The sequence below is a fragment of the Microvirga massiliensis genome, assembly GCF_001006805.1.
GTDB lineage: Bacteria > Pseudomonadota > Alphaproteobacteria > Rhizobiales > Beijerinckiaceae > Microvirga > Microvirga massiliensis.
This window is the reverse complement of sequence record NZ_LN811362.1, coordinates 112,234-137,969: the sequence shown is the minus strand read 5'-3', so window position 1 is coordinate 137,969 and position 25,736 is coordinate 112,234. Positions and strand designations below refer to the sequence as shown.

18 protein-coding genes and 1 pseudogene are annotated in these 25,736 nt (G+C 63.8%); 15 read left to right on the top strand and 4 right to left on the bottom strand.

The genetic code is table 11. The annotated features are described in order from the left end of the window. The 5 genes and pseudogenes from BN1233_RS50650 to BN1233_RS31535 form a co-directional block, all read left to right on the top strand. Positions 1-439 (top strand): AAA family ATPase (locus BN1233_RS50650; protein WP_187144417.1); only part of this gene is annotated, 439 nt, incomplete at its 5' end. Continuing rightward, positions 436-660: pseudogene (locus tag BN1233_RS51310) on the top strand (ATP-binding protein); the annotation flags it as partial. The gene BN1233_RS50650 and the pseudogene BN1233_RS51310, both read left to right, overlap by 4 nt. 181 nt (positions 661-841) lie before the next feature. Further along, a complete protein-coding gene (locus BN1233_RS50055; RefSeq protein ID WP_048709322.1) occupies positions 842-1,471 on the top strand; it encodes a M41 family metallopeptidase in 630 nt (209 codons plus the stop codon). Then, the gene (locus BN1233_RS31540; RefSeq protein ID WP_046867621.1) at positions 1,461-1,712 is read left to right on the top strand and encodes a hypothetical protein; all 252 of its coding nucleotides are present in this window, start codon (positions 1,461-1,463) and stop codon (positions 1,710-1,712) included. The genes BN1233_RS50055 and BN1233_RS31540 overlap by 11 nt, the downstream gene beginning before the upstream one ends. Before the next feature lie 279 nt (positions 1,713-1,991). After that, positions 1,992-2,411 carry a DUF6634 family protein gene (locus tag BN1233_RS31535; RefSeq protein ID WP_048709321.1) on the top strand — a complete coding sequence of 140 codons (420 nt, stop codon included), beginning with the start codon at positions 1,992-1,994 and terminating at the stop codon, positions 2,409-2,411. Positions 2,412-2,832: 421 nt separating this feature from the next. On the opposite strand, the gene BN1233_RS31530 is transcribed toward BN1233_RS31535, so the two are convergent. The 3 genes from BN1233_RS31530 to BN1233_RS31520 form a co-directional block, all read right to left on the bottom strand. Beyond that, the gene (locus tag BN1233_RS31530) at positions 2,833-4,641 is read right to left on the bottom strand and encodes an adenylate/guanylate cyclase domain-containing protein (protein ID WP_046867620.1); all 1,809 of its coding nucleotides are present in this window, start codon (positions 4,639-4,641) and stop codon (positions 2,833-2,835) included. Positions 4,642-4,821: 180 nt separating this feature from the next. Beyond that, a complete protein-coding gene (locus tag BN1233_RS31525) occupies positions 4,822-6,525 on the bottom strand; it encodes a di-heme-cytochrome C peroxidase (protein ID WP_046867619.1) in 1,704 nt (567 codons plus the stop codon). Positions 6,526-6,848: 323 nt separating this feature from the next. After that, entirely contained in the window at positions 6,849-8,189 is a 1,341-nt protein-coding gene (locus BN1233_RS31520) for an endonuclease/exonuclease/phosphatase family protein (protein WP_046867618.1), read from the bottom strand. A 269-nt stretch (positions 8,190-8,458) separates the two neighbouring features. Between BN1233_RS31520 and BN1233_RS43565 the strand changes: the two genes are divergently transcribed. The 7 genes from BN1233_RS43565 (at position 8,459) to BN1233_RS31495 (ending at position 20,572) form a co-directional block, all read left to right on the top strand. Beyond that, a complete protein-coding gene (locus BN1233_RS43565) occupies positions 8,459-9,520 on the top strand; it encodes an LCCL domain-containing protein (RefSeq protein ID WP_048709319.1) in 1,062 nt (353 codons plus the stop codon). A 205-nt stretch (positions 9,521-9,725) separates the two neighbouring features. Next, positions 9,726-14,597 (top strand): nSTAND1 domain-containing NTPase, encoded by a 4,872-nt coding sequence (locus BN1233_RS43560; RefSeq protein WP_048709317.1) that lies wholly within the window; start codon positions 9,726-9,728, stop codon positions 14,595-14,597. Between the two features lie 141 nt (positions 14,598-14,738). Continuing rightward, positions 14,739-14,864: a transposase gene (locus BN1233_RS51305; protein ID WP_425311761.1), complete on the top strand. Its 126-nt coding sequence runs from the start codon at positions 14,739-14,741 to the stop codon at positions 14,862-14,864. Beyond that, a complete protein-coding gene (locus BN1233_RS51300) occupies positions 14,861-15,025 on the top strand; it encodes a transposase (protein WP_425311760.1) in 165 nt (54 codons plus the stop codon). Before BN1233_RS51305 ends, BN1233_RS51300 begins: the two co-directional genes overlap by 4 nt. Before the next feature lie 689 nt (positions 15,026-15,714). Continuing rightward, a complete protein-coding gene (locus BN1233_RS31505; RefSeq protein ID WP_048709316.1) occupies positions 15,715-16,008 on the top strand; it encodes a hypothetical protein in 294 nt (97 codons plus the stop codon). Positions 16,009-16,223: 215 nt separating this feature from the next. Continuing rightward, on the top strand, positions 16,224-18,557 hold the full coding sequence (locus tag BN1233_RS31500) for a zinc metalloprotease (protein ID WP_244470935.1): 2,334 nt from the start codon (positions 16,224-16,226) through the stop codon (positions 18,555-18,557). Positions 18,558-19,084: 527 nt separating this feature from the next. Then, a complete protein-coding gene (locus BN1233_RS31495) occupies positions 19,085-20,572 on the top strand; it encodes a hypothetical protein (protein ID WP_046867616.1) in 1,488 nt (495 codons plus the stop codon). A gap of 191 nt (positions 20,573-20,763) precedes the next feature. On the opposite strand, the gene BN1233_RS31490 is transcribed toward BN1233_RS31495, so the two are convergent. Beyond that, on the bottom strand, positions 20,764-21,462 hold the full coding sequence (locus tag BN1233_RS31490) for an IS6 family transposase (RefSeq protein WP_046867615.1): 699 nt from the start codon (positions 21,460-21,462) through the stop codon (positions 20,764-20,766). Between the two features lie 317 nt (positions 21,463-21,779). Between BN1233_RS31490 and BN1233_RS31485 the strand changes: the two genes are divergently transcribed. The 3 genes from BN1233_RS31485 (at position 21,780) to BN1233_RS31475 (ending at position 25,708) form a co-directional block, all read left to right on the top strand. Beyond that, the gene (locus tag BN1233_RS31485; protein ID WP_048709315.1) at positions 21,780-22,766 is read left to right on the top strand and encodes a GMC family oxidoreductase; all 987 of its coding nucleotides are present in this window, start codon (positions 21,780-21,782) and stop codon (positions 22,764-22,766) included. Between the two features lie 900 nt (positions 22,767-23,666). Beyond that, positions 23,667-25,154 (top strand): hypothetical protein, encoded by a 1,488-nt coding sequence (locus tag BN1233_RS31480; protein WP_187144415.1) that lies wholly within the window; start codon positions 23,667-23,669, stop codon positions 25,152-25,154. A gap of 5 nt (positions 25,155-25,159) precedes the next feature. After that, a complete protein-coding gene (locus BN1233_RS31475; protein WP_048709313.1) occupies positions 25,160-25,708 on the top strand; it encodes a hypothetical protein in 549 nt (182 codons plus the stop codon). Positions 25,709-25,736: the final 28 nt, after the last annotated feature.

The window sequence follows — 25,736 nt, the reverse complement described above, 5'->3', positions numbered from 1 at the left end:
GCAGGTGGCAGCCGGCCTCACCTTTGATGCGATCTGCGCCGCGATCCGGCTGAACACGGCGCCGGCCTCCTGCGTCCGGCGGCTCGCGGCCGCGGCCCGAGCGCGCAGCGTGGCCGACCCCTCGCTCGCCGACGTGCCGCTGCTGCACGACTTGCACGGCTACGGCCCGGCGCTGGAGTGGGGGCTGGCGCTCGTCGACGATCTCGCGGCCTGGCGGCGCGGCGAGCTCGCGTTCACGGCCCTCGACCGCTGCGTGGTGCTCGCCAGCGAGCCCGGCCTCGGCAAGACAACCTTCGCCCGCAGCCTGGCGAAGACCGCCGGCCTGCCGCTGGTCGCGACGTCCATCGGTGACATGTTCGCCCAGTCGCCTGGCTTTCTCGACAGCATCATCAAGGAGCTCGCCGCCGCCCTGCGCCCGCCGCCCTGCGCCCGCCGGTGACGCCGGCCGTGATCTTCCTCGACGAGCTCGATGCAGTGCCGGACCGGCGCACCCTGTCGGACCGCGGCCGGGATTGGTGGACGCCGGTCGTCACCTTCCTCCTGACCGCCCTCGATGGCGCCGCCTCAGGGGCGACCGCGCAGCTCGTGATCGTGGGCGCCACGAACCACGCGGATCGGCTCGACCCGGCACTCGTCAGGCCCGGGCGGCTCAACAGGGTCATCCACATCCCTCGCCCGGATGCCGCGGCGCTGACCGGGATCCTGCGCCAGCACCTGGGCTCCGACCTCGCCGGGGAGGACCTTCGCCGCGCGGCGGAGCTCGCCGTCGGGGCCTCCGGGGCCGACGTGGCCGGCTGGGTCAAGGCGGGCCCGGCGGCGGGCCCGGCAGGCCGGCCGGCCCATGACGCTGCCGGATCTCCTCTGCGAGATCGCGCCGCCGGACGAGCGCTCGCCCGAGGCGCTGCGGCGCAGCGCCGTCCACGAGGCCGCGCATGCCTGCGTGGCGCGGCTCACCGGGGCTGCGGTCCGGCAGGTCTCGATCCTGATGGCAGAGGGCAGCGGCGGCCACACGGCCACGCATGCCCCGGACATGGTGCCGACCCGCCGCGGCCTGGAGAACCTCGTAATGACTGCCCTGGCGGGCCGGGCCGGCGAGGAGGCACTGTGCGGCGGCCCCAGCGCCGGGACCGAGAGCGACCTCGCATTCGCGACCTCACTGCTTGCCGCCATCCATGGCTCGCTTGGGCTCGGTGACAGCCTTCTGCATCGGGGATCCCGGGAGCAGGTGCATGCGCTTCTCGCCGTCGACCCCGCCCTGCGCCGGGCCGTGGAGGATGACCTTGGCCGGCTCTACGCCGGCACGCTCGCCCTGGTGCGCGAGCATCGCGGATTCGTCGAGGCCCTCGCCGGAGCCCTTGTCGCCGAGCGGCAGATCTCGGGCGAGCGGTTCGAGGCCCTGTTCCTGGCCCATGCCCGCGCGCGTCAGACGGTGGACCGCGCCCGTCCGCGGGGAGGCCGCCATGGTGGATGAGCGGACCCTCGCGGTCGCCCATCGCCTGGAGGCGATCCGGACGCGGCTCGGGGCGCGGGCCTTCCGGGACGCCGTCGGCCGGGCCCTGCACGGGATCGCGTCGGCGGCCCTGGCCGAGGCCGAGCGGCGGGCCTGGCGCCACGCCAAGCGCCCCGCCGGCTCCGAGACGGTCGTCCCGTTCCCGCTGCCGCGCGCTCGGAGAAGGCCCAGCATATCGCGACCGGGAGGGCCCGATGCCTGAGATGCGATCCCCCGGCCGGCCCGGAACGCCGCCCGATGCCCGGGGCAGCGGCACGGCAGGCCTCTCGCCCTGCCCTTCCGCGTCTCCGGGGCTCCTCGGTTGGGATCCACTCGAGACCGATCGCGCGGGCGAGGAGGTGAGCATGCTCGTCGCCAGCGCCCCCCGCACCGAACGCGCCCGAAGCGGCAGGTCCCGGCGCAAGCACCATGATCCGCAGGCTAGGGCTTGCTCTGAGCCTGACGGTTTCCGCGCCCTCACCTCTCACCCGTGGAGCAGCCCATGCCGCGCCATCACCCACAGCACACCGCGAGCGGCGTCCTGATCCTCCTGCCCGAGGGCGGCACCGGGCTCGCTGTCGCGGAAGCCTCCCTCGACCGGATCGGGTCCGACGGGCGCACCGGGCGTGAGCGGCAGGCGGCCCTGGAGGCGGATCTCGCACGCCTCCGGGCGGGTGTCCTGCCCAATGAGACGGAGTTGCAGGATGCCCCTGTCCTGCACGACTGGCGGCTCGTCATCCGCGCGGGCGAGCCCCTGCCCTCCCTCACCGGCATTCTGGCCGGCGCGCATCCGCATGCCACGCCGGGCCGACGGATCGTCACCTCCATGGTCGCAGCGCTCGACATCCAAAACCGGCACTGGGCGCGCACGGTGTCGCGATTCTATGTCCTGGGCCCGCCGGAGGGGATGAGGAAAAGCTAAATTTACTCAATGAGCAGATCCAGGCACAGCTCCCCTGCGGTCTTCCGCAGGATCGCGACTGGTCGCCGGCTAGAACGCACGCGCTGCTGGGAGTCGCGGCCGCCCTCAGCAAAGTGCGGCCGCTGCGCCCCGTCTTCGCGGATCCGCGCAACTCAGCGCGCTGTTGGGCCGGACCCGCTGGACGCCGCTCGGTGGAGCGCGATCGTCCTCGCACGACTTTGGCACTTTGAGCATCGAATCAATGGTGAAACGGGCCCGGCAGATTGGACATCGCACGTGTATGGCGTGCGCGAGCCGATCCAACTGCCTGGCTCGGATGGCTGGCAGGCTGGGTTGCGGGGGTGGTCCGCGTCGCGTTCTTTTTTCCCGCGGCTGTCGCCGGGCGGCTTGCAAGCGCCAATACTGCAGGAACAGGTATAAGTCACTCCAAAAGGCCAGCCTTGATAAGGCCCTGCAGGTACCGATCGGCCCCGGGTGACGGACGGTATAGCGATCTGACGCTCGATACGCGGTAGTCCGGATCCCGTGCCAGCAACTGCTCGATTCCGCACCGTGCCTCGTCCATGCGGCCGAGATGAGCAAGGCTGGAGATCAGGGGGCGGTAGCTCGCAGTCCAGTTCTCCTGCTCGTTAACGGCCCGCTGAGCCCATTCGATGCTCTCCTCGTACTTGCCGTCCATACACAGCGCTAGCGCAAGCCCGGACAGCATGGCCACCATCGTACGATCGAAGGGGCTGAGCCGCATCGCGCAATGGAAATGCGGGATGGCCTCGTGCGGACGTCCGGCCCAGCAACGGACCCACCCGCTCATTGTGTAGGCTGGGGCAGAGCTCGGATTGAGAACAAGTGCCCGATCGAGCAGGAACAGGGCCGTGTCGATGTCATGGGCAAGATAACCGATCGCCTGCGCCGACATCCAGAGGACAGTCGGATCTTCCCGTTCGCGCTCGATCGCCGCGCGGGCCGCTTTGATGCCCAAAGTTCCGTCCGTTGCGGGATCACGGCTCCAGCCCTGTGCGATGTAGTAGACGTAGCACCAGGCCTTCAGGGCATACGGCTGGGCATAGCCGGGGTCGTTCCTTGTGGTCTCCTCCAGCAATTGCAGCGCCTGTTCGACCTCTTCCCGGGTTCCTCCGTAAAAGCATGCGAGGGCCCGCAGGAACTGGTCGTAGGAGCTCAGCTTCTCCGGAGGCGTGCGCCTGACCCTCTCGATCTCGGCATATCGCAGGCGCGGTTCGACGGCGCCTGCGACGCTTTCCGTGATCCGGTCCTGGAGCTCGAAGATGTCCTCTACCGTGCCGTCATACCGGTCGGCCCAGATCTGCGTTCCCCTCTCCGCTTCGACTAGGCGGCCGGTGATGCGCATGCGGTCCCCAAATCGCCTGATGCTGCCATCGAGAAGGTAGCGGACGCCGAGCTCGGCTCCGACCACCTTGGGGCTGAGGGTCTGTCCCTTGTAGATGAAGGTGGAACCCCGCGCGCTGACGAAGAGCCACTTGAAGCGGCCGAGTGCGGTGAGGATGTCCTCGACGATGCCATCGGCCAGGTAGTCGGCGTCCTTGTCCTCGCTCATGTTCCGGAAGGGCAGGACGGCGATCGATGGCTTGTCGGGGAGCTTGAGGAGCGGAAAGGCCCGCGCGTCATAGGTCAGCGCCTGCCTGCCGGGGACCACTTCTCTCGCCACGTAGATATGGATCGGACGGGCGAGGTTCTTCAGGAACTGTTCGCCCCGGTCCTCGAAGCGTTTGGTCAAGCTGCCATGCAATTCGTCGAAGACCTTCGCGGATATGCAGATGCTTCCCGGTTCCGCAATCTGTTGCAGGCGGACGGCCACGTTGACGCCGTCGCCGTAGAGGTCGCCGTCGGGACCGCAGACGACGTCGCCCAGATTGATGCCGATCCTCAGGGAGAGATGCCTTGCGCCGAGTTTCGGGCTGACCCAGTCGGAAAGCCGACGCTGGACCTCAAATGCGCAGATCACGGCCTCAACGGGACTGCTGAACTCGACCAGCGCACCGTCGCCGGTGGTCTTGATCACGTTCCCCCAGTGATTGGCCACCACCGATGCCGCGACCTCGGTCATGAAGGCATGCATGGCCGCGAGGGTACCGACCTCGTCCTGTTCCATCATGCGCGTCGAGCCGACAACATCAGCGACGAGGATGGCGGTGAGGCGGCGCGCCAACCTTTCAGAAACGTTGGCTGGCGGTGCGGTCTGAGTTCCTACCATACGAGCACGACCTCGTACATGGACAAATAGAACCGGAGCTACCGCTGGATCGCGTCTGCGCTCGTGAAGTATCTATATCACGGCAAGGCAAGCTGCCCGACCGAAAAAACGTCACCCGAGACGGCAGCAATGGCCTGGCGGATGTCAGCCCACTTACAGATCACGCTGCGCAACGTACTTCTACTGTCTCTTCAGATACTCGATGATTGCCCTGCGCTCATCGGGCGAGAGTCCCTGGGGTGGATAGACGTGTCCGGTGTTGCGGTTCCCCGGGAGGCTCGTGTCGAAGCGGAAGAGATCAGGAGCCTCGTCGCTCACGAAGCCCAGTCGCTCGCGGTCCAACTCACGTGCCCCGGTCCAGAATACCTTCCGGCGCTCCTCCACTGGCGAGAGGAGTTCGTAGACCGTCGGCACAGAGCCGTTGTGGAGATAGGGACCCGTGGCCCATAACCCTGCGAGCGGACCGGCCTTCAAGTCCGTCAGGGACGCCGCTTCGTACGCCCCCGGCAGCCCGTCTGGCGTCTTCGGCGGGCGCAAGCGATAGCCGCTCATCTCGAGCTTCGTATCCCTGTCGATTTTCGCGTCGTCCATGGCCCGGTTGATCACCGCCGCGACCGTGTCGCGGAAATAGACTGCCGCCGGCACGATGGATTTCCCGCTCCCGGCGCTTGCGGTGGCTGCGTTCGTTTGAACCAGACGCTGCGCGAGGGACTCGGTGTAGAGCGGGTCCACACCCAACGACTTGTAGTTGACGCGTCCAATCTCAATGAACGTCTTCTTGAAAGCATTGGCGGCCGGATCGGTGCGACGGTACGGGGGCGCGTTGTGACATCCAGCGCAGTGCTGGCCGAACAGACGTTCGCCGGCGTCTGCGACTTCGGTCTGGATCCTTCCAAAGGCCTCCTCGTCCCATCGAGGCGGCCTGAGCTCGCTGACCCACCTCTCCATCGCATGCAACTCGTACAACCGTATGCTCGACGTGAACCAATCCTTCTGGTCGCCTTTCAACGTCGTGACACCGAAGACCCCGAGCACCTCGCCGCCGTTCCGGCCAATCGGGCTCGACGCAATCGGGTTCCACTGCACGAACTCCAGATCCGGTGTCAGCCAAAGCGGCGGATAGCTTGTCGGGGCCTCCACGGAACGCAGGTTGGCGGGGTCGCCCTGATCCCGAACCGAAAGCGAATTGATGATCTGGGACAGCGCATCCACCCGGCCGAAGCCGGACGCCAATACCGGGCGCCGCATTGCTGTCTCGCCTGCCATCCTGGTCTGGAACGCAGCAAGCTGCAGCCTGAGCTCCGCGGCACCGGTAACCGACGGTTGACCAAGGACACGGGCTGCAAAACGCTCGAACTTGGCAGGATCGAGGAGCGTCCTCGTGACGGCCGAGGACAGGTCGGCATAGAAGGAGTCGAAGTCGAGGTGGGCGGGGGCCCCGTCGACGCGAAAGAGCTTACCATCCACGGAAACATTCGACGTGTGACAGGCTGCGCACGTGAGTCCGAGATCGCCGCGTGACGACGGTCCGGCAGATGTGACGTGACCGAGCGCTACCTCGCCATAGGTCCGGCTGGGTTCACCTGTATCTATCGCGAATCCGATCGGAAGGGCGTCGGGATTCAGGGGATGGGCACTGTCGGCGGGAACGAAACCATAGCGCCTGAGGTTTTCAGTGTCCGCGAACATGCTCGGTTCGACCGGACGCTCTAGCGCCATGAACCAGGCATACGGGATCATGCGGGATCCCTGTGAGGTGAAATAGAACGCCTCCCGCGTCTCCTTGGACCATCCCTGATCGAGAAATCCTACCTCCGCGCCAGCCTGGAAGCACGGAGACGCAACTCCCATGACGCACAGAAGATACAGCGATCCAAGCTTCATGGTTTCCTCGCGTGAAAAGCAGGTTCAGACCTTCGTTAACGGCATACGCGCTCGCAAGAACTCAAGGACGACTTTGATAACTCAGAACCAGAGCGTGATCATCTCACGGAGGAAAGCCCCGAAAAGGTAGAAGCACGGCTCGCGCGCTTTTGTGAAACAAAATCTTCGAGTGCCTTATACCGCGAGGCTTGGCGGGTAGCGTTCCGTTCTCATCAAGCCAGCCTAATTCTTGAGAGTGAATGCGTCACCAAACTCGACTTAGCTGTCTCAGCGCCGCAGCGAATCCTGCATCTCTGTATTTTGGAATGGTAAGCGAGTCATCTTCATCTCTGGAACCGGACGACCTGGCCCTCTTGGACCTGATCGCTTGTATAGCTCACCCGGTGCACAGGCGTGCCGTCTAGACGCAGCAGTTCGACGACATCGCCGTCGTTGTTGAGCGGCATCCGGTGCTCGCGCAGCACGACCTCGCGCTCGGTCTCGGGCTCAACACTACCGTCCAGCCCGAATTCATTTCCAGCCTTGTCGCGCAGGCGCCGGCCCGCGAGATCAACGCCTTTGGCTCCATGAGCGGCCAGCAGGACCCCCTCGCGGCCCTCGTCCGGGCCCGGCGGGTTGGGCAGCAGGCCCACGATGCTGACCTCGGCTGGCGGCCCTTCGCTGTCCTCCGGCCTAAAGATGAAGTCGGCATAGACCGGCAGGTGATCGGAGGCGCGGGTTGCGTCCGTGCCGAGCGCCGCGATGTCGAGGTCGAACACGGCGGTGGAGTTCGCCACATGCCGCTCGCGCATCCGCACCGGGACAAGCAACTGGTCGAACATCTGATCGCCCGTGTGGGTATCGCGGCCGCGCTCGCGGTTGTTGAAGGCGCGCGCGCCCGGTTCGAGGGTCCGGACCCGCCCGCCCGCGACATCGGCCGAGGTGCGCCCGATCGTGACGTGACCCGCGGCGTAGAGCGGTTCGGTCAGGTTGATGAGAAATGATCCCGGCTCGTCCTCCTGCATGCCAGGCGCATTCGGGCCTCCGGTCTCGAGGATGTTGAGCGAGCGGTCATCGGGCGTGTCGTTGAAGTCACCGAGCAGGATGAAGTTCTTCTCGTCGAAGTCGCGCTCGAGCACCTGCACGAGGCGGGTGGCCGCGCCCTCGCGCCGCACATCCGTGGCTGCCCGCCCTCCGAGCCGGGACTTGGCATGGGTGACCAGGATCGTGAGCGTCTCAGCCTCGGAGGCAGCGACCTCGACCGAGAGCACGTCGCGGCGGTTCGGGAAAAAGGTCTCCTCAACCCCTGAGAACAGAAAATCCTCATCGTCGGCGTTCAGATCAGCCGGCCGCATCACGCGCAACGGGCGACGCACGGCCACAGCCAAGTCCTGCTCGTCCGGGCTCTCGTCAACGATGACGAGCGACCACTCGGCGGGCGGGAAGAGCGCTTCCAGAGCCGCGCGATCCTTGATCTCCTGCAGCCCGATGATGTCGGCCTCGAGCCACTCGATCACCTGCTTGAGCTTGTCGTGCCGGTCGTCCTCCACGGCCAGCGTGTCAGCATTGAGAAAGCGGATGTTGTAGGTCGCAATGCGCAAGGGCTCCTGCGCCTGCGCAATCCCAGCCAGCACGATCCAGAGCAGCAGTGGTAGGAGGACTGAGCTCGAGCGGTACGTGCGCATGGCGGGCTCCTCATCCGGCGAGGAATAGGCTAGATCGCGGCATTCGAGAGATACCCCTCAGTGCATCTGCCGCTCATCCGAGTACTGGGCAGCTCACTGCTCGGCAGATTACTTCGCGACACTGCTGATCTCGTGTGACGCACCTCACTTCACAGGAGCAGCCTCTTTCGGTGTACAGGGCCTATAGATGGAAGCGGATGGTCGAGTCCGTGGTAATTCGGTTCCTCTTGCGGTAGGCTACACCTGTCTCCTGGAGGGCCGGCGGCGGTATGGCCGGTAAGATCTTTATCAACTATCGCCGAGACGACTCAACCGGTACGGCTGGTCGGATGCACGATCGGCTGGCCGAGGCGTTCGGTCGGAAGAACCTTTTCATGGACGTCGACCACATCCCGGCTGGGGTCGATTTCGTCGAGTACCTGAGGGCGCAACTGGCCGCCTGCGATGTTTTCCTCGCTGTCATTGGTCCCAATTGGCTGCAGGCGAAGGATGACAGCGGCAATCTCCGGCTCCACGATCCGAACGATTTCGTGGCGATCGAAATCGCGGCGGCGCTCGCGCGCAACATCCGGGTCATCCCGGTCCTGATCGATGGCGCGCGCATGCCGGCCGCGAGCGAGCTTCCGGAGTCCCTGAAGCCACTCGTACGACGTCAGGCCGTCGAGTTGCGCCACACCCATTTCGGTCGCGACGCCGAGGCGTTGAACGACAAAATCCGCGAAGCACGCCGTGCTGAAACGCTTCTGCCGGGTCGGCGCCTTGCACTTCCAGCAGCGGCAGTTGCGTTGCTTCTGATCGGTGGGATCGGCCTCAGTCAATTCGGCATTCCCGTGGGGTGGGAACCATCCCCGGATGCACCACGGATGCGGAGGAGTGGCGCACAGCAGCCAAGTGCGACTGCCGGCTCAGAAGCCGGACGTCAATCCAATCAAGTCGAGCAGCAGCAGCAGACATCTCTCAAAGCGGGCGAGGTGCGGCGCCAGCCTGAAGCAGCTTCTGCCGGAGGTATATCTGACTGCCCTGACGACTACCGGGCTTTTGATGCAGACAGCCCGCCGTTGGCCTGCACCTGCTCGGCCGAGGCCACGCGGCGCGGGAATGTGTGGGGCATGGACGTCTATACGGGCGACTCGGAGGTATGCCGAGCGGCCTTGCACGCCGGGGTGATCGGCAAGGATGGCGGGCCGGTGACGATCATCTCAGAGCCGGGCCGCAAATCCTATCCCGGGGTGACGCGCAACGACGTGAAGTCGGGAAACTGGAGCGAGTTCAAGAACAGCTTCCGCTTCGCGGCAAATGCTACCGCGGGACCAAATCACAAAGCTGATTAGTCGAGCACTAGATTGAACGCCGCAATAGAGTCACTTGAGCAGTTTACATTCATACGTGTCAAAGACGCTCTTACATAAGACATTGTCATAAGCCTCTCCCATAGGATTTGTCGAGAACCGCACGTTCGCCTCTCGGCAGTGCGCTTCAGAAGCAACAAGGAAGTAGTCTATCGCTAGGGAATCACCCAGCCGACAGGAAAGCCCTATGGGCAGCAGCGACCAGTCGTTCGACGTCTTCTTCAGCTATCACTGGCGCGATCATGACCTAGTGGAGGCGGTGGCGCATAGGCTGACCGAGCGCGGCCTTCGCGTGTTTCTCGACCGCTGGTACCTCACCCCAGGACAGCCGTGGACGCAGGCTCTGGAGCGCACGCTTGCATCCTGCAGTTCGGTGGCCGTCTTCCTCGGCACCGAAGTCCTAGGGTCCTGGCAGCAGCGGGAGCGGGACCTGGCGCTCGACCGGCAGGGCCAAGAGCCTGGCTTTCCTGTCATCCCGGTGCTGTTGACGCGAGCCGATCCCGCACTTGGCTTCCTGAAGTTGAACACGTGGGTCGACCTGTCGGCGAACATCGCGGATGAAACTGCGCTGGACCTTCTTTGTGCAGCAATCCGCCGGCAGCCGCCTGGTCCCGCCGCTCTGCAGCAGATAGCCGCTGTCAGAGCGGCTATCTGCCCTTATCGCGGCCTGCGGCCGTTTCGCGAGGAGGACGCCGCCTTCTTCTGTGGCCGCGCGACGGTCACGGAGAAGCTGGTCGGTATGGTCGAGCGCACCTCCCTGGTGGCCGTCATCGGGGCGTCCGGCAGCGGCAAGTCGTCGGTAGTGCGCGCCGGCCTGATCCCGCGTCTGCGCCAGACGAAGGTCGGCCAGATCTGGGAAATCGCAACCCTGGTGCCGACAGATCGTCCGCTGCACAGCCTGGCTGCCGCTCTGATCCGGATCCTCGAACCGGAGATGACGCGCGTCGACCGCCTGGCCGAGATCAACAAGCTGGCGCGCCATCTTGCCGACGGCACCGTCGCATTACGCGACGTGGCGGCGGACCTGCTGAGGGCACAGCCCGGAACGGACCGCCTGCTGTTATTCGTGGACCAATGGGAGGAGCTCTACACCCTGGTGTCGGATGACCAGGCACGCCAGCGGTTCCTTGCCGAGATCCTTGATGTTTCGAGGCATGAGGCAGTCACAGTCGTCTTCACGCTGCGGGGTGATTTCTTCGGGCAGGCGCTTTCGGACCGGCCCCTCGCCGACCGCCTCCAGGATGGTCAGGTGAATCTCGGACCGATGACGCCAGTTGAGCTGAGACACTCGATCGTGGAACCCGCCGAGAAGGCGAACCTGCTGTTCGAGCACGGGTTGGTGGACCGGATCCTCGACGATGTCGGACAGGAACCCGGCAATCTGCCGCTGCTCGAATTCGTGCTGGCCTCCTTATGGGAGCAGCGGCAAGGCATCACCCTGCTGCACGACGCTTACGAGCGCATGGGCGGCGTCCAGGGCGCCATCGCCGCCCGCGCCAATGCGGAGTTCGAGAAGCTCGACGCAGACCAGAAGGATGCCGCAAGACGCTATCTGGTCCAGATGGTGAGGCCGGGCGAGGCCACCGGCGACACCCGGCAGCGCGCCTTCCTTCCGAGCGAGAATGCGACCGCCCTGGCGGTGATCCGGCGCCTCGCCGATGCGCGCCTGGTGGTCACGGGACGGGACGCCGCGACCGGCGAGGAAACGGTCGAGGTGACGCATGAAGCCCTGATCCGCAATTGGACGCTTCTGCGCGGCTGGGTCGATGCGGACCGGGATTTCCTGCGCACCAAGGCGCGCATCGAAGCGGCGGCAGCGCTGTGGGAGAGAGAGAAACGCGATCCAAGCCGGCTGCTGCCCGCAGGCCGTCCCCTGGACGAGGGCCAGGCAATCCTGGCAAGCCGCCGCGCGGACCTCCGCCCCGGCATCGTCGCGTTTATCGAGGCCTCGACGGCAGCAGCCGCCCGGTCGCGTCGTCGCACCCTCTTGGGAAGAGCGGCGGCGCTCGCCGCGGTGCTGCTGGGAGTTGCCGGCAGCGGTCTTTATTGGGACCTCTACGTGCGCCAACACGAGGAATACTACAACTCGTTCGCAAAGAGATGGGGCGTGTTCGAAGGAGTGGGGCGCGTCAGCGCTGGCGATGCGGCGCATCGCAGTCGAACATTGCGCTTTGTCCGGAAGGGGCGCCTTGGTCCGGTCACACGTGTGGACGCGATCGACGGCAGCGGCGCCTGTGCGCGAACCGGCTTCCATGAGCCCTCGGCACCGTTCGCTGCCCGCGACAACTCCCCCCTTTGCAGCATTGCCTGGGAACGCGACACGCGAGAGCGGGTCAGCAGGCAGATCATGTTGGATGGGAAAGGCCAAGTTCTCGCGAGGCTCATCTACACGGACGCAGACGGACGCACGGCGGAGTTTCGCTCGGAACAGGGGCACCTCGTTCCGATGGGCGATGCCACCACCGTAACCTACGAGTCCGATGAGGATGGGCCAAACCGCGGGTTGGTCCGACGGGAACTTTGGAGCGACGCTTTCGGCCGGCCGAAGCTGTTCCTGATGCGCGCATTTGGATCGCGCGCCGAATACAACCCGCAAGGCCTGCCAACCCGCATTGTGTCGCTTGGGCAGGACGGCGCGCCAATGCGGAACAGTGAAGGCTTTGCCCAGGTACGCATCGCCTACAACGAAGCCGGCGGCCCGACCGAAGTCGTGCGGCTTGATGAGCGCGGCGATCCGGTTCGAAGCATCGCGCGTTGGACGAGGGCCTACGATGCGCACGGCAATGAGACTGAAGAAGCTTACTTCGACGGGGCCGGCAAGCCGACCCTCTCCAAGGACGGCTATGCCAAAGTGATCTTTGGGTATGACGCACGCGGGAAGGAGAAAGAGCGCGCGTACTTCGATGAAGCGGGAAGGCCGACCCGGAGCAAGGATGGCTATGCAAGGATCGTTCGCGCCTTCGACGCACGCGGGCAGTTGATCGAGGAAGCCTACTTCGACGAGTTGGGAAACCCAGCGCTCTCTAGGAACGCCTACGCAAAAGTCAGGAAGAATTACGATGTGTCCAGCAACCCGGTCGAGGAAGCTTACTTCGATCTGGCTGGAAAGCCGACCCTGTCCAAGGACGGCTATGCCCGAATGACCAAGCAGTTCGATACAGCCGGCCGTCCGATCGCAGGGGCTTACTTCGACGGGGCCGGCAAGCCGACACTCTCCAAGGACGGCTATGCCAAGATCACTTTGGCGTACGACGCGCGGGGCAAGGAGAAAGAGCGCGCGTACTTCGACGAAGCTGGGAACACGACCCGGAGCAAGGATGGTTACGCAAGGATCGCCCGGCGCCTTGATGCGAGTGGCCAACCCCTTGAGGACGACTATTTTGACGAGTTCGGAAAGCCGACTCTCTCCAAGGATGGCTACGCCAGAGTCACAAGAGATTACGACGCATCCGGCAACCTGATCGAGGAGACCTACTTTGATGAAGCGGGAAAGCCGACCCTCTCAAAGGACGGCTATGCCGAAGTCCAAAAGCAATTCGACGGAGCCGGCCGTCTGATCTCAGAGGCTTACTTCGACGGGGCCAGCAAGCCGACGCTCACCAAAGGAGGGTTCGCCAGTGTCGTGTTCGAAAATGACCTGCGCGGAAATATGATCAAAAGGAGCTATTACGACGAGAACAAAACGCCGGTTCGGTCGAAAGATAACTATGCCTCACTCACACGCATCTACGACGAGCGCGGCAACGTGGTCGAGGAGGCCTACTTTGACGAAGCGGGAAAGCCGTGTCGTGAAAGCGGCGGCTATGCGAAAATGGTGGCGGCCTACGATGCCCGCGGCAATAAGGTTCTACAGTCGGGTTTCGACGAACAGGGAGAGCCGACTAGGTCCAATGAAGGTGCGGCCGAGATCGCTCGGAAATACGATGGTTCGGGCAATGTCCTCGAGGAAGCCTACTTCGATGAGAAGCGAAACCCGACGCGGTTAAAATATGGGCATGCAAAGATAGTTAGAAGCTATGACGGCCGTGGCAGTATCGTTGAGGAAGCTTACTTTGATGAGGAAGGTAACCCAGCATATGATGAAGACGGGTACGCAAGGCTCACGCAGTCCTTCGATGCTCGCGGCAATGCGATCGACCACCGGTATTTCGACGAGAAAATGAGGCCTGTTCGATCCAAAGATGGATACGCGAGACGGACTTGGACTTATGACCAGCGCGACAACGTAACTGAGGAAGACTACTTCGACGAGAGCGGAAACTCGGTCAGGTCCAAGGACGGTTACGCCAAAATCGTCAGGGCCTATGATAGCCGCCGCAACAAAATCGAAGTGTCATATCTTGACGAACTTGGAAAGCCGACGCGATCCCGTGAGGGATATGCCACGCAAAAGGTGACCTACGACGCACGCGGCAATGCAATTTCGGCAACCTTTCTCGACGAAACCGGGAAGCCAACTCGAAACGCTGACGGTATTGTCGGCTGGACAGCGGCGTATGACGCCCGCGGCAATGTTGTCGAGGCCCGGGGCTTTGACGAACACGGCAAGCCGACGCGTGGAAATGACGGCTACGCCATGCTTACTAAGACCTATGACTCTCGCGACAACCTGATCCGGCAGGCCTACTTTGACGAGCAGGGAATCCCGGTCAGATCAAAGCGCGGTGATGCGATTACGAGCAAGCGTTATGATGCTCGAGGCAACGTGGTCGAAGAAGCGTATTTTGACGAAGACGGAAGCCCGACGCGATTACAGGACGGTTACGCCGTCATGACCAGAACCTACGACGCCCGCGGAAACCTCGTCCAGGAGGCCTACTTTGATGAGAGACGCAACGCCGTCAGGTCTAAGGACGGTTACGCCAGTGTGACCAAGCGTTACGATGCGCGCGGCGACGTCAACGAGGAAGCGTACTTTGACGAACAGGGCGATCTGACACGTCGGACAGACGGCTATGCCAGGATCATCAGAGCCTATGACACCCGCGGGAGGCTGATTGAACAGACATATCTCGACGAGTCAGGTATAACCGTAGGTACTGTCTCACCAGGCAAGTAGAGGCGGCTTTGGGCAGGAACGCAGCCGGCCTAAGAGGCTGGTGAACAATTTATTGCTCGGCTCAAGTGATTGATTCAGAGTAAGTTTTGTGCTGGTCCACCGCGGCGGATGCGGGCTGTTTCACCCCTAGGAGCCCGTGCCATGGATGCCAGTCCCTATGCCTGTGATCTCACGGATGCGGAATGGGCGCGGCTCGCGCCGCTGATCCCCGCAGCCATCCGGCTGGGCGGCACCAGACCTATCCCCTCCGACGCATCGTCGACATGATCTTTTACCTGCTGCGGACCGGGGCTCAATGGCGGATGCTACCACACGAGGATCCGCCCCGGTACACTGTCTTCTACCATGAGGCACCAGCAGGTGCTCAAGGGCGCCTCGCCCGATCAGGTGATCCGAACTCGCCCCGCTGCCAAGCCAGCCCTGGCTAAACAGCGCTACAAGCTGCCAGCCTCAGAGGCTTTGCCTCAGGCCCTGAAGGTCGTCGCTGCCGCCAAGGATGTCGCACATCCGGACAGCTAATCTGTTCGCCGCTTCTTTGAGGAGGAGACTTCCTTCCTAACAATGGTGTTCCTGCCCCGCGGGTCTCAATCGGGATGTCCTTGGTCATCGTCAAGTTTCACCAACGTTGGCATCAGGCAGGCGCTCAGGGCAATGTGAAGTCCTTCACACGCTGTCCAGAGCGGCCTAACGTAAAATAACATAGAGTAGATTAACTTCAGTCAGGCTATCAGCTTTCAATACTAGATAGTCCAAGGAACTTAAATTCGGTTCTGACTAAAGTTGTTCCTGGTTGCAAGCCATCGAGATCGTCAGTGCTCGGAGCGACAGTCACGGCTGGGGAGACTACGACTGAACCCTACGCGATGGTGCCAGCGAAGTATCCCAGGCGGGCTACGGCCCAGGCCGGAGGAGCCATGAGTAAGTCGAGGATCGAAGCGGGTCAGGAGCATGAGGACAACTCGCTGCCTGCTCCCTCTCTCTGCACTGAACATGTCCGATGCACCGATCTCCCGCCAGATTCCTGCTGCCCGTCGTGGTCGTCCTTGCACTGCCTGCCCCGGGCCCCCCGTCAAATCCCGGCTCGGCAAATGCAGGACCCAACATTCAGGAGGCGGTGATGCCCGAGAGGCATGCCATCGAGCTGCACTTCCGTGAGGGATTCGATGGGCAGGAGATCGAGGTCATGGTTAACGGGCAACCCGTCGCATCCTTCACAGCGAGGACGCGCATGCAGATCGGGCTCGCCCACATCGAGAAGCTCGAGATCGGCGAAGGCGACAGCGTCATCGTCCGGATCGGGAACACCGAGAGGACGGTGCCGGTCGCGAAGGGCGTCTCCCAGTACGCCATCGATCTTCGTGAGGGCGGTCTGACCATCGAGCCTGCGAGGGACAGGCTCCGGTACATGTAGCGCGTACGCGTGACCAGCGCCGCCCCGCCGGCATCCATCAGTGGTCCGGTGCTGGGGAGTAATCGCTTACCCGCGTCCTTACTCGTGCCTTTTCGGAGTCGTCCGCCGCATTGCGTTGTGCGGGGCACCCTTTCCGCGTGCCTCGTCCTGTCGCGCGGCTCCGGAGGGGGAACGCGGGCGAGCGAAGTGGCTCATTGGATCTACAGGAGAACTTCATGACCAAGCGCTCAAAGGAATCCCAAGGGACCGGTCCGGGACGGCCCGCCGAGATGAAACCAGCACAGGCGTCGAACCCGATCCCCGACCGGGAGCACCCGGGGTTCATCGACGGAATTGTCGAGGACTCGGTCGACCAGGCCGGGCTCCCCGCTCCGGACGACCCGATCCCCGTGCCCGAGATTCCCGACCTTCCCCTGCCGACCCCGTTCCCAGGACCATTCCCTCCGCTGCGCATCTGCGGACCCGTCAGCGGGCGCTACACCAACAACTTCCCGATCGTGGCCGGCCCGTCGCATCCGCCCGTGAACCCGGGATCGGTCGGGATACCCACCCTTCCGATCAAGATGTTCTTCATGACTGTCCGCGTCGACGTGGATCGCTGGTACCCGCAGCGGCGGATCTCCGTCGAGGCCTCGCGCCTGTTCCCCAGGACGCGTGGGCACGCCATCGCTGAGGTGACGTCGGACCAATGCATCGGCCTCTACCGTCGGCGGATCGAGGGCACCATCACGTACCGGGACGGCGACGCCTCCCTCATACCGGGCGTGCGGCTCGTGTTCGAGGCAAGGCGCACGACGAAGCCCTTCGGATACCAGGACTGGACACTCTCGCTCATCGAGGCCAGCGGCAAGGTCCACACGTACAAGCTCACCTACGTGTCGGAGTACTTCGACAGGGTGGAGTTCGAGATCGACGTGGTCGAGAACACGAACCATGTCGTGACCTCCTACGAAACCTCCACGCACCCCAACCGGCCCGCCGACCTGCCGGCGGAGGTCCTCGACTTGACGAAGACCTACGGACGCGCGGGCTTCGAGGTGTCCATGTCGCCCAACCAGTCGACCATTCCCCTTGCCGATGCCGGGGCCAATGGGACCTGGAGCGACGCCGAGATGCACAATGCGATGGTGACATACTGGTCGCACTTCTCGAACAACCCGAACTGGGCGATGTGGGTGCTGTTCGCCGCGCAGCATGACACCGGCAGCAGCCTCGGCGGGATCATGTTCGACGACATCGGGCCCAACCACCGCCAGGGGACGGCCATCTTCACGAACTCGTTCATCGTGGACGCGCCGGCGGGCGACCCGGCCCCGGCCGCATGGATCGAGAGGAACGTCTACTGGACGGCGGTGCACGAGATCGGCCACGCCTTCAACCTGGCGCACGCCTGGCAGAAGCACCTGGGCACTCCATGGATACCGCTCATGTCGGATTCCGAGTCGCGCAGCTTCATGAACTATCCTTACGGCGTAATGGGCGGCGAGCAGGCCTTCTTCTCCAACTTCGAGTTCCGGTTCTCGGACGACGAACTGGTCTTCATGCGCCATGCGCCCCGCCGCTTCGTGCAGATGGGCAACGAGGACTGGTTCGTGAACCACGGGTTCGAGAGTCCGCCGAGGATGCCCGGGGAGAGGTTCCGGCTGTCCCTGCGCACGAACCGCCCCAGCGACTCCTTCCGCTTCCTCGAACCCGTGAAGCTGGAGCTCAAGCTGGAGAACGTCTCGCGCACCGCGCAACTCGTGGACGAGGACATCATCGCCGACGCCGGGAACGTCGCGATGCTCGTGAAGCGCGAGGGCGGGGAGGTGAAGCGCCGGCGACCATTCGCGAAATACCACCGCGAACACCGCACGTGCTCGCTTGCGGCGGGCAAGACCCTGTACGCCTCACATCTCGTTGCCGCATCCTCGACGGGATGGCTCATCGATCAGCCCGGCTTCTACATGGTCCAGGCAGCCGTGGAGATCGGCGGCGAGATCGTCATGTCGGACCCACTTCGCATCTTCGTCGGCGCGCCGGCCAGCGCGGAGGAGGAGAAGCTGGCGCCCGACTACTTCTGCGAGGACGTCGCCCGGGTGCTGGCGTTCCGTGGTGCGCCCGAACTCGAGAGGGCGAACGATGTCCTGCGTGAGGTCACGGAGATGGCACCGAGCCATCCCGCCGCGATCCACGCCGCCGTTGCGCTGTCGGGCCCGATGCTGCGGAGTTTCAAGACGCTCAGGGAGCAGGCGGATGGGACACGGCTCGAGATTGCCTCGATGCCGCCGCGAGTGGACGAGGCCGCGGAACGGCAGGTCCCGGTGCTGCTCGGCAAGGCCGACAAGGCAGCGGAGACGATCGGCCACATCGACTACCGCAAGGTGACCGAGGACCTCGCCGAGGCACTCGCGGCTACGGGTGAAACTGAGAAGGCGGTCAATGTCCAGAAGTCCCTCGTCGAGACGCTTTCCAGCCGCGGCGTGCTCAAGTCGGTTGTGGATGCCTCCGAAAGGAAGCTCGCCGCGCTGATGGAGGGCACCCAGGTGGAGTATTCCAAGGTCGGGTGATCCTCGACGGCATCCGGACGGCCAGCATGATGGGGGAGAGGCGCTTCGCCTCTCCCTTCGCGCATCCGGGTCGGGCACGCAGTCCGGATCCGATCGGCATCCGAACCCCAAAGGACCCAGGCCACGAGCGGCCATGTCGAGCCGCGGGGCAACCCAACGGGGTCTCGCTTGTCAATGAGGGCCATTGCCTTCGACGGCAGGAACTGCACGTCGTCAAGGCTCCGCAGTCCGGCTCCCAAGCCGATCGCCTCGCCACGGGATGCATCAGGCAAGCCATTTTCCCTTCAGGGAGGCGGGCTCCTGTTCCGCATCGTGATCGGTCGTCTTCCATGATCACAAGGCCCACCAACGGCGGCCTCGGTCAGTCGCCCGATCCGTCCTCCCACGCGAACCGGGAGACGGGCGATGCCATCCATGAACCCGGTACATGCCCCTACCCCATTAGGGCGACGGGACGTACGCCCTTTTTGCGCTTCCTGGAGACCTGCCCGCCAATCACGATGACCGTGTTTCGATGAGGCATAGTCATGAAGCTTTTCACGATCGGCGACAGCATTTCGCAAGGTTTCATGTCCCTTGCCGCGGCCCGGACGGAGTTGTCCTACTCGACGTTGCTCGCAAGATGCCTGGGGCTGGCGCCGGGAACCGACGAATACTCCATTCCGATCTGGGGAGCAGGCGGCATCCCCCTCAACGTCGAGAACCTCCTCAGGAGCCTCCAGAGGCAGTACGGGAGCGACATCCGCGGCCCGATCGAGTGGCCGCTGGCCGTCGCCTCGGTCAACCGCTTCCTGGACGACGTCGAGGACCATTACGAGCGCGGGCCGGGAAACATCGCCCTTCCGCAGGCCGGCAGGCGCCAGTTCTACCCGAACGTCTCGGTCGCGGGCTTCACGGTCGCTGACGCCTGGACGGTCACGCCCCGCATGTGCGTCGAGCGCATTGCATGGGACGAACCGAAGGGCGGTGGCGATGGGTTCTTCGACCTGCCGAATTGCCGTTTCGAGCGGACAGCGCACGCGGTGCTCAATCCGTCACGCGACCCCCAGTTCAACGAGTTCAGCCAGTTGCGCTGGCTGGAGCACCATCACGTCGACGGGGACGGTGTCGAGAACCTCATCATCTGGCTCGGCGCCAACAACGCCCTCGGCACGATCGTCCGCATGGACGTGCGCAGGACGGCAGATGCCGGCAAGCCGCCGCTCGAGATGACCCTGGACGAGCGCAACGAGTACAACCTCTGGTCGCCGGAGCATTTCGCGGCGGAGTACGAGGTCCTGATGGACAAGGTCCACGGGATCCTCAGCAGGGGCAAGACCGACTGCAAGGTATTCATCGGAACCGTGCCCGCCGTCACCATCGCCCCGCTCGCCCGCGGGGTCGGCAACACGCGACAGACCGACGATCCCTTCGGGGTCCTGAAATCGGCCACATACTTCGACCGTTACACCTACTTTCTCTTCGACCAAGACTATGCCCGAAGGAGCGGGAACTCGATCACGTTCGAGGAAGCCGTCGAAATCGACACCACCATCGCGGGATACAACGCGACCATCAGCAAAATCGTCGACGACTACAACGCGAAGGCAAGGGACGAGGAGGCGAACGTCGAGTACTTCGTGGTCGATATCTGCAATCAGTTGCTGCGCCTCGCCTTCAAGCGGAACCAGGGCAACCCGCCCTACGAGCTGCCGCCCGAACTCATCGAGCTGAACAAGGAACTCAATCGCACGGTGAACACCGTCTACTACACCGTTGACCGCATGGCGAGGATGTCCGCGGGAGGAGTGTTCAGCCTGGATGGCGTGCATCCGACCGCCATCGGGCAAGGACTCCTAGCCCGCGAGTTCCTGGAGGTCTTCAACAAGGCCGGGGTCGGGACGACGAGGGATCTGGACCGGTACGGGATCGCGGCCAGCGACAGCCTCTACGCCAATCCGATCTCGCTCATGCCGGAACTCTACGACAACACGCGGCTGGCCGAGATGCTGCTGGATCTGCTGCGGTTGCCGTGACGCGCCTGTCGCCGCGTCCCGGAAGTCCGATCCTTTCACACCGATCACCGAACAGGTGCGCCTCATCTACCCGTGCGGGACGCCTCCTCCGATCTGTTGAAAAAATCCTCGCAGCAATCGGACGTATAGCGCGTCCATCGCCGACTGTCGCGGGATCTGTCGCAAATCCAGATTTGTGTTCCCCGTTGCGATTATGCGGCGAGCATCTCGAACTGCTCGACGAGAGATGGCTGCGGATTGCAGGCGTACTTCGCCTGCTGTTTGCGCATCATGTGCACCATCTCGATGCCGCCCAGGATGGCGCGAGCGCTGTTGATGGACTTGAACCCAAGCATGGGCCGTATCCGCCTTTTGATGGCATGATGATCCTGCTCAATTCGATTGTTCAAGTAGCGGCTCTGCCGGATCCGGGCCAGCACCAACTTTCGTCGTGTCCGACCTTCCAGTCGGTCTCTGGTATCGCAGGACAGGATCGCTTTGCGGTTGGTCTCGCTGCCATCGATCACGATCCGCTCAGGCCGGCCATGCCGCTTGAGGGCTCTGGCTAAGAAGCACTTGGCAGCCGCCAAGTTGCGCCGCTCGCTAAACCAGAATTCAATCGTGTCGCCATTGCTATCGATGGCCCGGTAGAGATACATCCATCGCGCTTGGACTTTGATATGCGTCTCATCCACATGCCATTTCCGGCTGACGGATCGCTTGCGTCGATTGAACCGCTCGAGCAGCTCGGGTGAGTAACGGACCACGTATTGACCGACCGTGGTGTGGTCGACGGAGATGCTTCGCTCGGCCATCATATCTTCGAGATTTCGGAGGCTCAGGCTATAAGCGAGGTACCACCGCACGCAGAGCAAAATTACCGGCCGATCGAATTGCCTACCCTTGAACATCTCGCGTCACCCTCTCTCGCCAGCACAGGCCATAGCCCCGCGACAGGAAAGGAAAAGTTGCGACAGAACGCGCGCGGGCTGTGCTCCGCCCTCGATCAGGTGAAGGTTGCCAGTAGCTGACTATCGCCGCCCCGGATGACGCCCGGGGCGGCGGCTTCAGGTTGGCGGAGCGGCAGGTGACCGACCACACAGACAGCCCGCAGGAAGGGTCATGGGCTGGCATCGGTGATCCCTGGCGGGATTGCCAGGCGTCATGCTGCGCCCGGCGGCGCAGCGTTGGTGTAGCTCTCCTGTTCCAACCGTGAGGGTCACGTCACATGCCAACAACTCCGGTCCCGATCACCATTCCGCAAGATACTTCCTTCACGTTCGACGTCCTCGGGCGATACGGCTGCAACACCCTTGAGGAGGCGCTCGACAGCGCGGTGCCGAGCCGCGGATTCACCGATGCCAGGCCCTTCGATCACATCGTGATCGGAGGAGGCAGCTTCGGATCGGTCCTTGCGACGAGGCTCTTCAACGTGGACGATGCGAACGCCCACCGGGTTCTCGTCCTCGAGGCCGGCCCGCTCGTGCTGCCTGAGCATGTCCAGAATCTGCTGCCGACCTTCTCCCCTCCCGGCAAAGACAATCCTGGAACCGTGTGGGGCCAACCTTGGGAATCCGATAGTCCCATGGGTTGGAACCAGAACTTTCCCGGGCTGGCCTACTGCGTGGGAGGGCGGTCGTGCTTCTGGGGTGGCTGGTCCCCGTACTTCATCGCCTCCGAGGTGACGGACCCGCCCTGGCCGACGGAGGTCGTGACGGACCTGACGACCCCGGTCCTGCCGGCTGCCAACCCGACCGAATCCTACCTCGACCAGGCCGCGCGGATTCTTGGCACCAACGTCACGAACGACTTCGTGTCCGGACCCCTGCACGAGGCCCTGCGGCAGCACCTGTTCGACGCCATCCAGGCCCGGCCGGCTGGCCCGGATGTCCTGACCGGCAACCGTGGCCAACTGGCGGCCACGGCGGACCTGGAGGCTCCACTGGCGGTCGCCTCCGCATCCGAACGCCCGGGCTTCTTCGGGTCCAACAAGTTCAGCAGCGTCCAACTGCTCCTACGCGCCTTGCGCGTCGCTCAGGGCGAGGCCGAGGCAGCCTCGCCCGGCGATCTCCGGCGGGCCAACGTCTTCGAGCGCCTGATGATCGTGGACAACTGCCACGTGACCCGCCTCGAGCGCAACGGGAACCGCATCTCGCGGCTCCTCCTCGGGTGTGCCGGAGAATCCTTTGCGCAGTCCACTGGCCCGTGCGGCTGATCCAGATGCGCGCCCGCACCTGGGACACGCTTGCCCGGTCCTGCGCCCGGCGCGTGCGGTGCTGGCCCGCGTTCCCCTCGGTCCCCGCCCTTCGCTCCCCCGGCTCCGCAGACCCGTGCGCGTCCTTGTTCGCCGGCTTCAGCGCTACTATGGCGGAGTCTGACGTCTCGCGGTCGTGCATCATCGGCTACGGCTCCTCGCCTTCCCGATGCGGACCAGACGGCCCTTGGGGCCTGTGGTCGAGCGCGAGACCTCCCAGGTTCCGACGCGATCCCTTTCTGCGTGATGTGGTCTGCGACCCCGACGGAGCGACGGCGCCTCGCCTGGCGGCACCGCACATGTTGCCTTCGACGTTGCTGACCGCCTCGGCCTCCGCGAGTTGCTGGCTTTCGCGGCTCAATCCCACACCCCACAGCATCGCTGTGTATGCTTCGCCGGCACCGTCACCAGCGCCAACGCAACACTCACTACCGGGCGGGGCTACCCCTTACCCGGGCCGGACTTCCACCGGTTGGATTGCGCCAGCTTGCCTGGCGCTCCAGGAATCACAGATGCACCCGCTTAGAGAAAACATGATTGTGACAGAACGCTAGCGTCCACGGGAGCTCACCCGTAAACAGTGAGGAGGTTGTCAACTCATTTGGCAGTACTGGGTTGGCTGGTCGCGAGCTGCCAGTCGACCGAAAAGTGGCTGTGGTTTCTAAGTCCTCTAGTTGCCGCGACCGACACTCGATTAGGCAAGAGTTGATGAGCGGTACACGCGGCGGTTATAATGGCGCCGGAATGCCCATGGCCTCTCAGACCTCCTTTGATGCCTTTATTTCGTACCGCCGCGCTGACGGTTATGCTGTTGCACGATGGCTCCGGCGGCAGTTGCAAGACTTTCGCGTTCCGGCGATCTTGAGACGGCCATACGGGCGAAAGCTCAGTGTCTATCTCGATACGGCCTTCGAGCGCGGCACCGCCGACTTCTACGAGGACAGCATCCGGCCTGCTTTGCTTGAATCGCGGTTTCTGATCGTCATTGCTACTCCTGCAGCCGTACGTCGCCCAGGGGTGGACTGGATGCAGCGTGAGATTAACGATTTCACCGCTGGACCGAACGGGCGCAATGTGCTGCTCGTGCGGGGATCGGGAGCATTCGCTGACCCGCTCCCAGGGGATCTGAGCAACAGGTTTCCTAATATGGAGATCATCGACCTCAGGGGCGCAGGAACACTTGCGGGCTTCAACCCAGTCCGAGCCGTTCATCTCTCCAAAGAGAAGCTGAAGCTCTTGGGCCCGCTGATCGGCATCTCGCCGTCGGAGATGCCGCTCTTGCATCAGGAGGAGGAGCACCGGCAGCAGGTCCGGTTCGGCACACTTACGGGCACCGCAGCCGGCGTGCTTGTCGCCATATCCGGGCTCGGCGTGCTCACGCTCCAGAGCCGCAACGCGGCTACGCGAGCTTTGGGAGACAGTCAGTTCGCCACCGGCAGTATGGTGCTGCTATCGACCGATTTGGGACGGAGTTCGGAGGCACTCGATCCCGGTGACGCCAGGTTACGTCGCCTTCTGATCAACCAAGGCTGCGATCTTCTCGATAAACTCTCTAGCAGTCTTGGGCAGGAGCCGCGGCTCGAGGAGGCAGTCACTTGCCGGCTTGAGCGCGCTCGGCAGCGAGAAGCGCTGAAGGAGGCGGCCGAGGCGAGACTCCAGTACGAAGAAGCCGTCCGACTCGCGGCGGACGCTTACGGACGTCTGCCCCGCGCGGGGCTGGCGGAGTTTCTGGCGAAAGCGGAAGGGGCGCGGGCCGATTACTTGTGGAGAACGGGCGACAGCACAGCCGAGAACGTTCTTGAACAGGCGAGGGTGAGCGCACGGCATTTGGCATCACAACACCCTGGTCGGGCAGCCCTCATCGAGGCCGAGGTGAGCGCTTGGGAACGGCTTGGCGATATTAAGGCGCGCAATGGCTCGCCGGCAGACGCTGCACGAGCGTTTGAGGCCGGAGGCAGCGCTCTCTCCTCGGATTCCTTGTCGGAAGCCGAGCAGGCATTAGCTGCGTCCTGGCGCGCGGCCCTCCTGCGTCAAGCAGGAGAGAAGTGGCGCCTAGCAGGTGATAGAAAGGCTGCCCTAGATCAGTTCAAACGGGCATTGGACACGTTGCGAAGCGCCACGCCAGTTGCACGGTCGGCGGAATTGCTTCAGGAAGAGGGCGTCATCCTCACAATGCTCATGGAGATTCAGGCGGAAAGGGGCGACCTCGATGCATCCCGGACCGCCAGCGTTGAGGCTCTCGCCGCGGCTCAGGCAGTGATGGATTCGGAAACTGCCTCCACGGATCTCAAGAGCCGTGCACAGGCTTTGGTCAGCGTCATCAAACGTGCGCACCCGCATGGACCCTGATCGCCGTGGGCTCGCGTTTCTCCTTGGCTCTTATCAGCGCCTTCGTCGTGACCGTCGCGCTTCTGTCGCTGGTCGGCATCGCGATCGGCCGCCTCACTTTCGGCGCGCCGCTTGAGCGCTTCCGGGCGGGCTCTTTCGAATTCGCGCTTGCACCTGGATGGTGGTGCGAGCGCGAAGGCACCGAGTATGTCTGTAATCCGCCGGGGCCGCCCCCCTATGCTTCAACCGTAATCATGGCGGTGAAGGAGAGAAGCGAGGACGACAGCCTCGAAGCCTACGAGCGGCACCTCCAGATTCTTTCTGCCTCCGACGGAGAGGCCACATCGGCAGGCACGCCGGCCGAGTACATCGCCCGTCGCATGCTGGGCAGCAGGGAATGGGTGGAGGCGCTTCGCGTCGGGTCCGAGCTCCCTCGTTACCACACCTACTACCTTGCTACTGTGACGTCGGCGCTAGGCATTCTCGTCACCATGTCTGTCCACCAGAACCATGTGGAGACCTACCGCGAACAGTTGATCACAACGATGAGCACCCTCAACACGTACCAGCAGTGATCACCTTATTCGATAGGAATGGCCATTG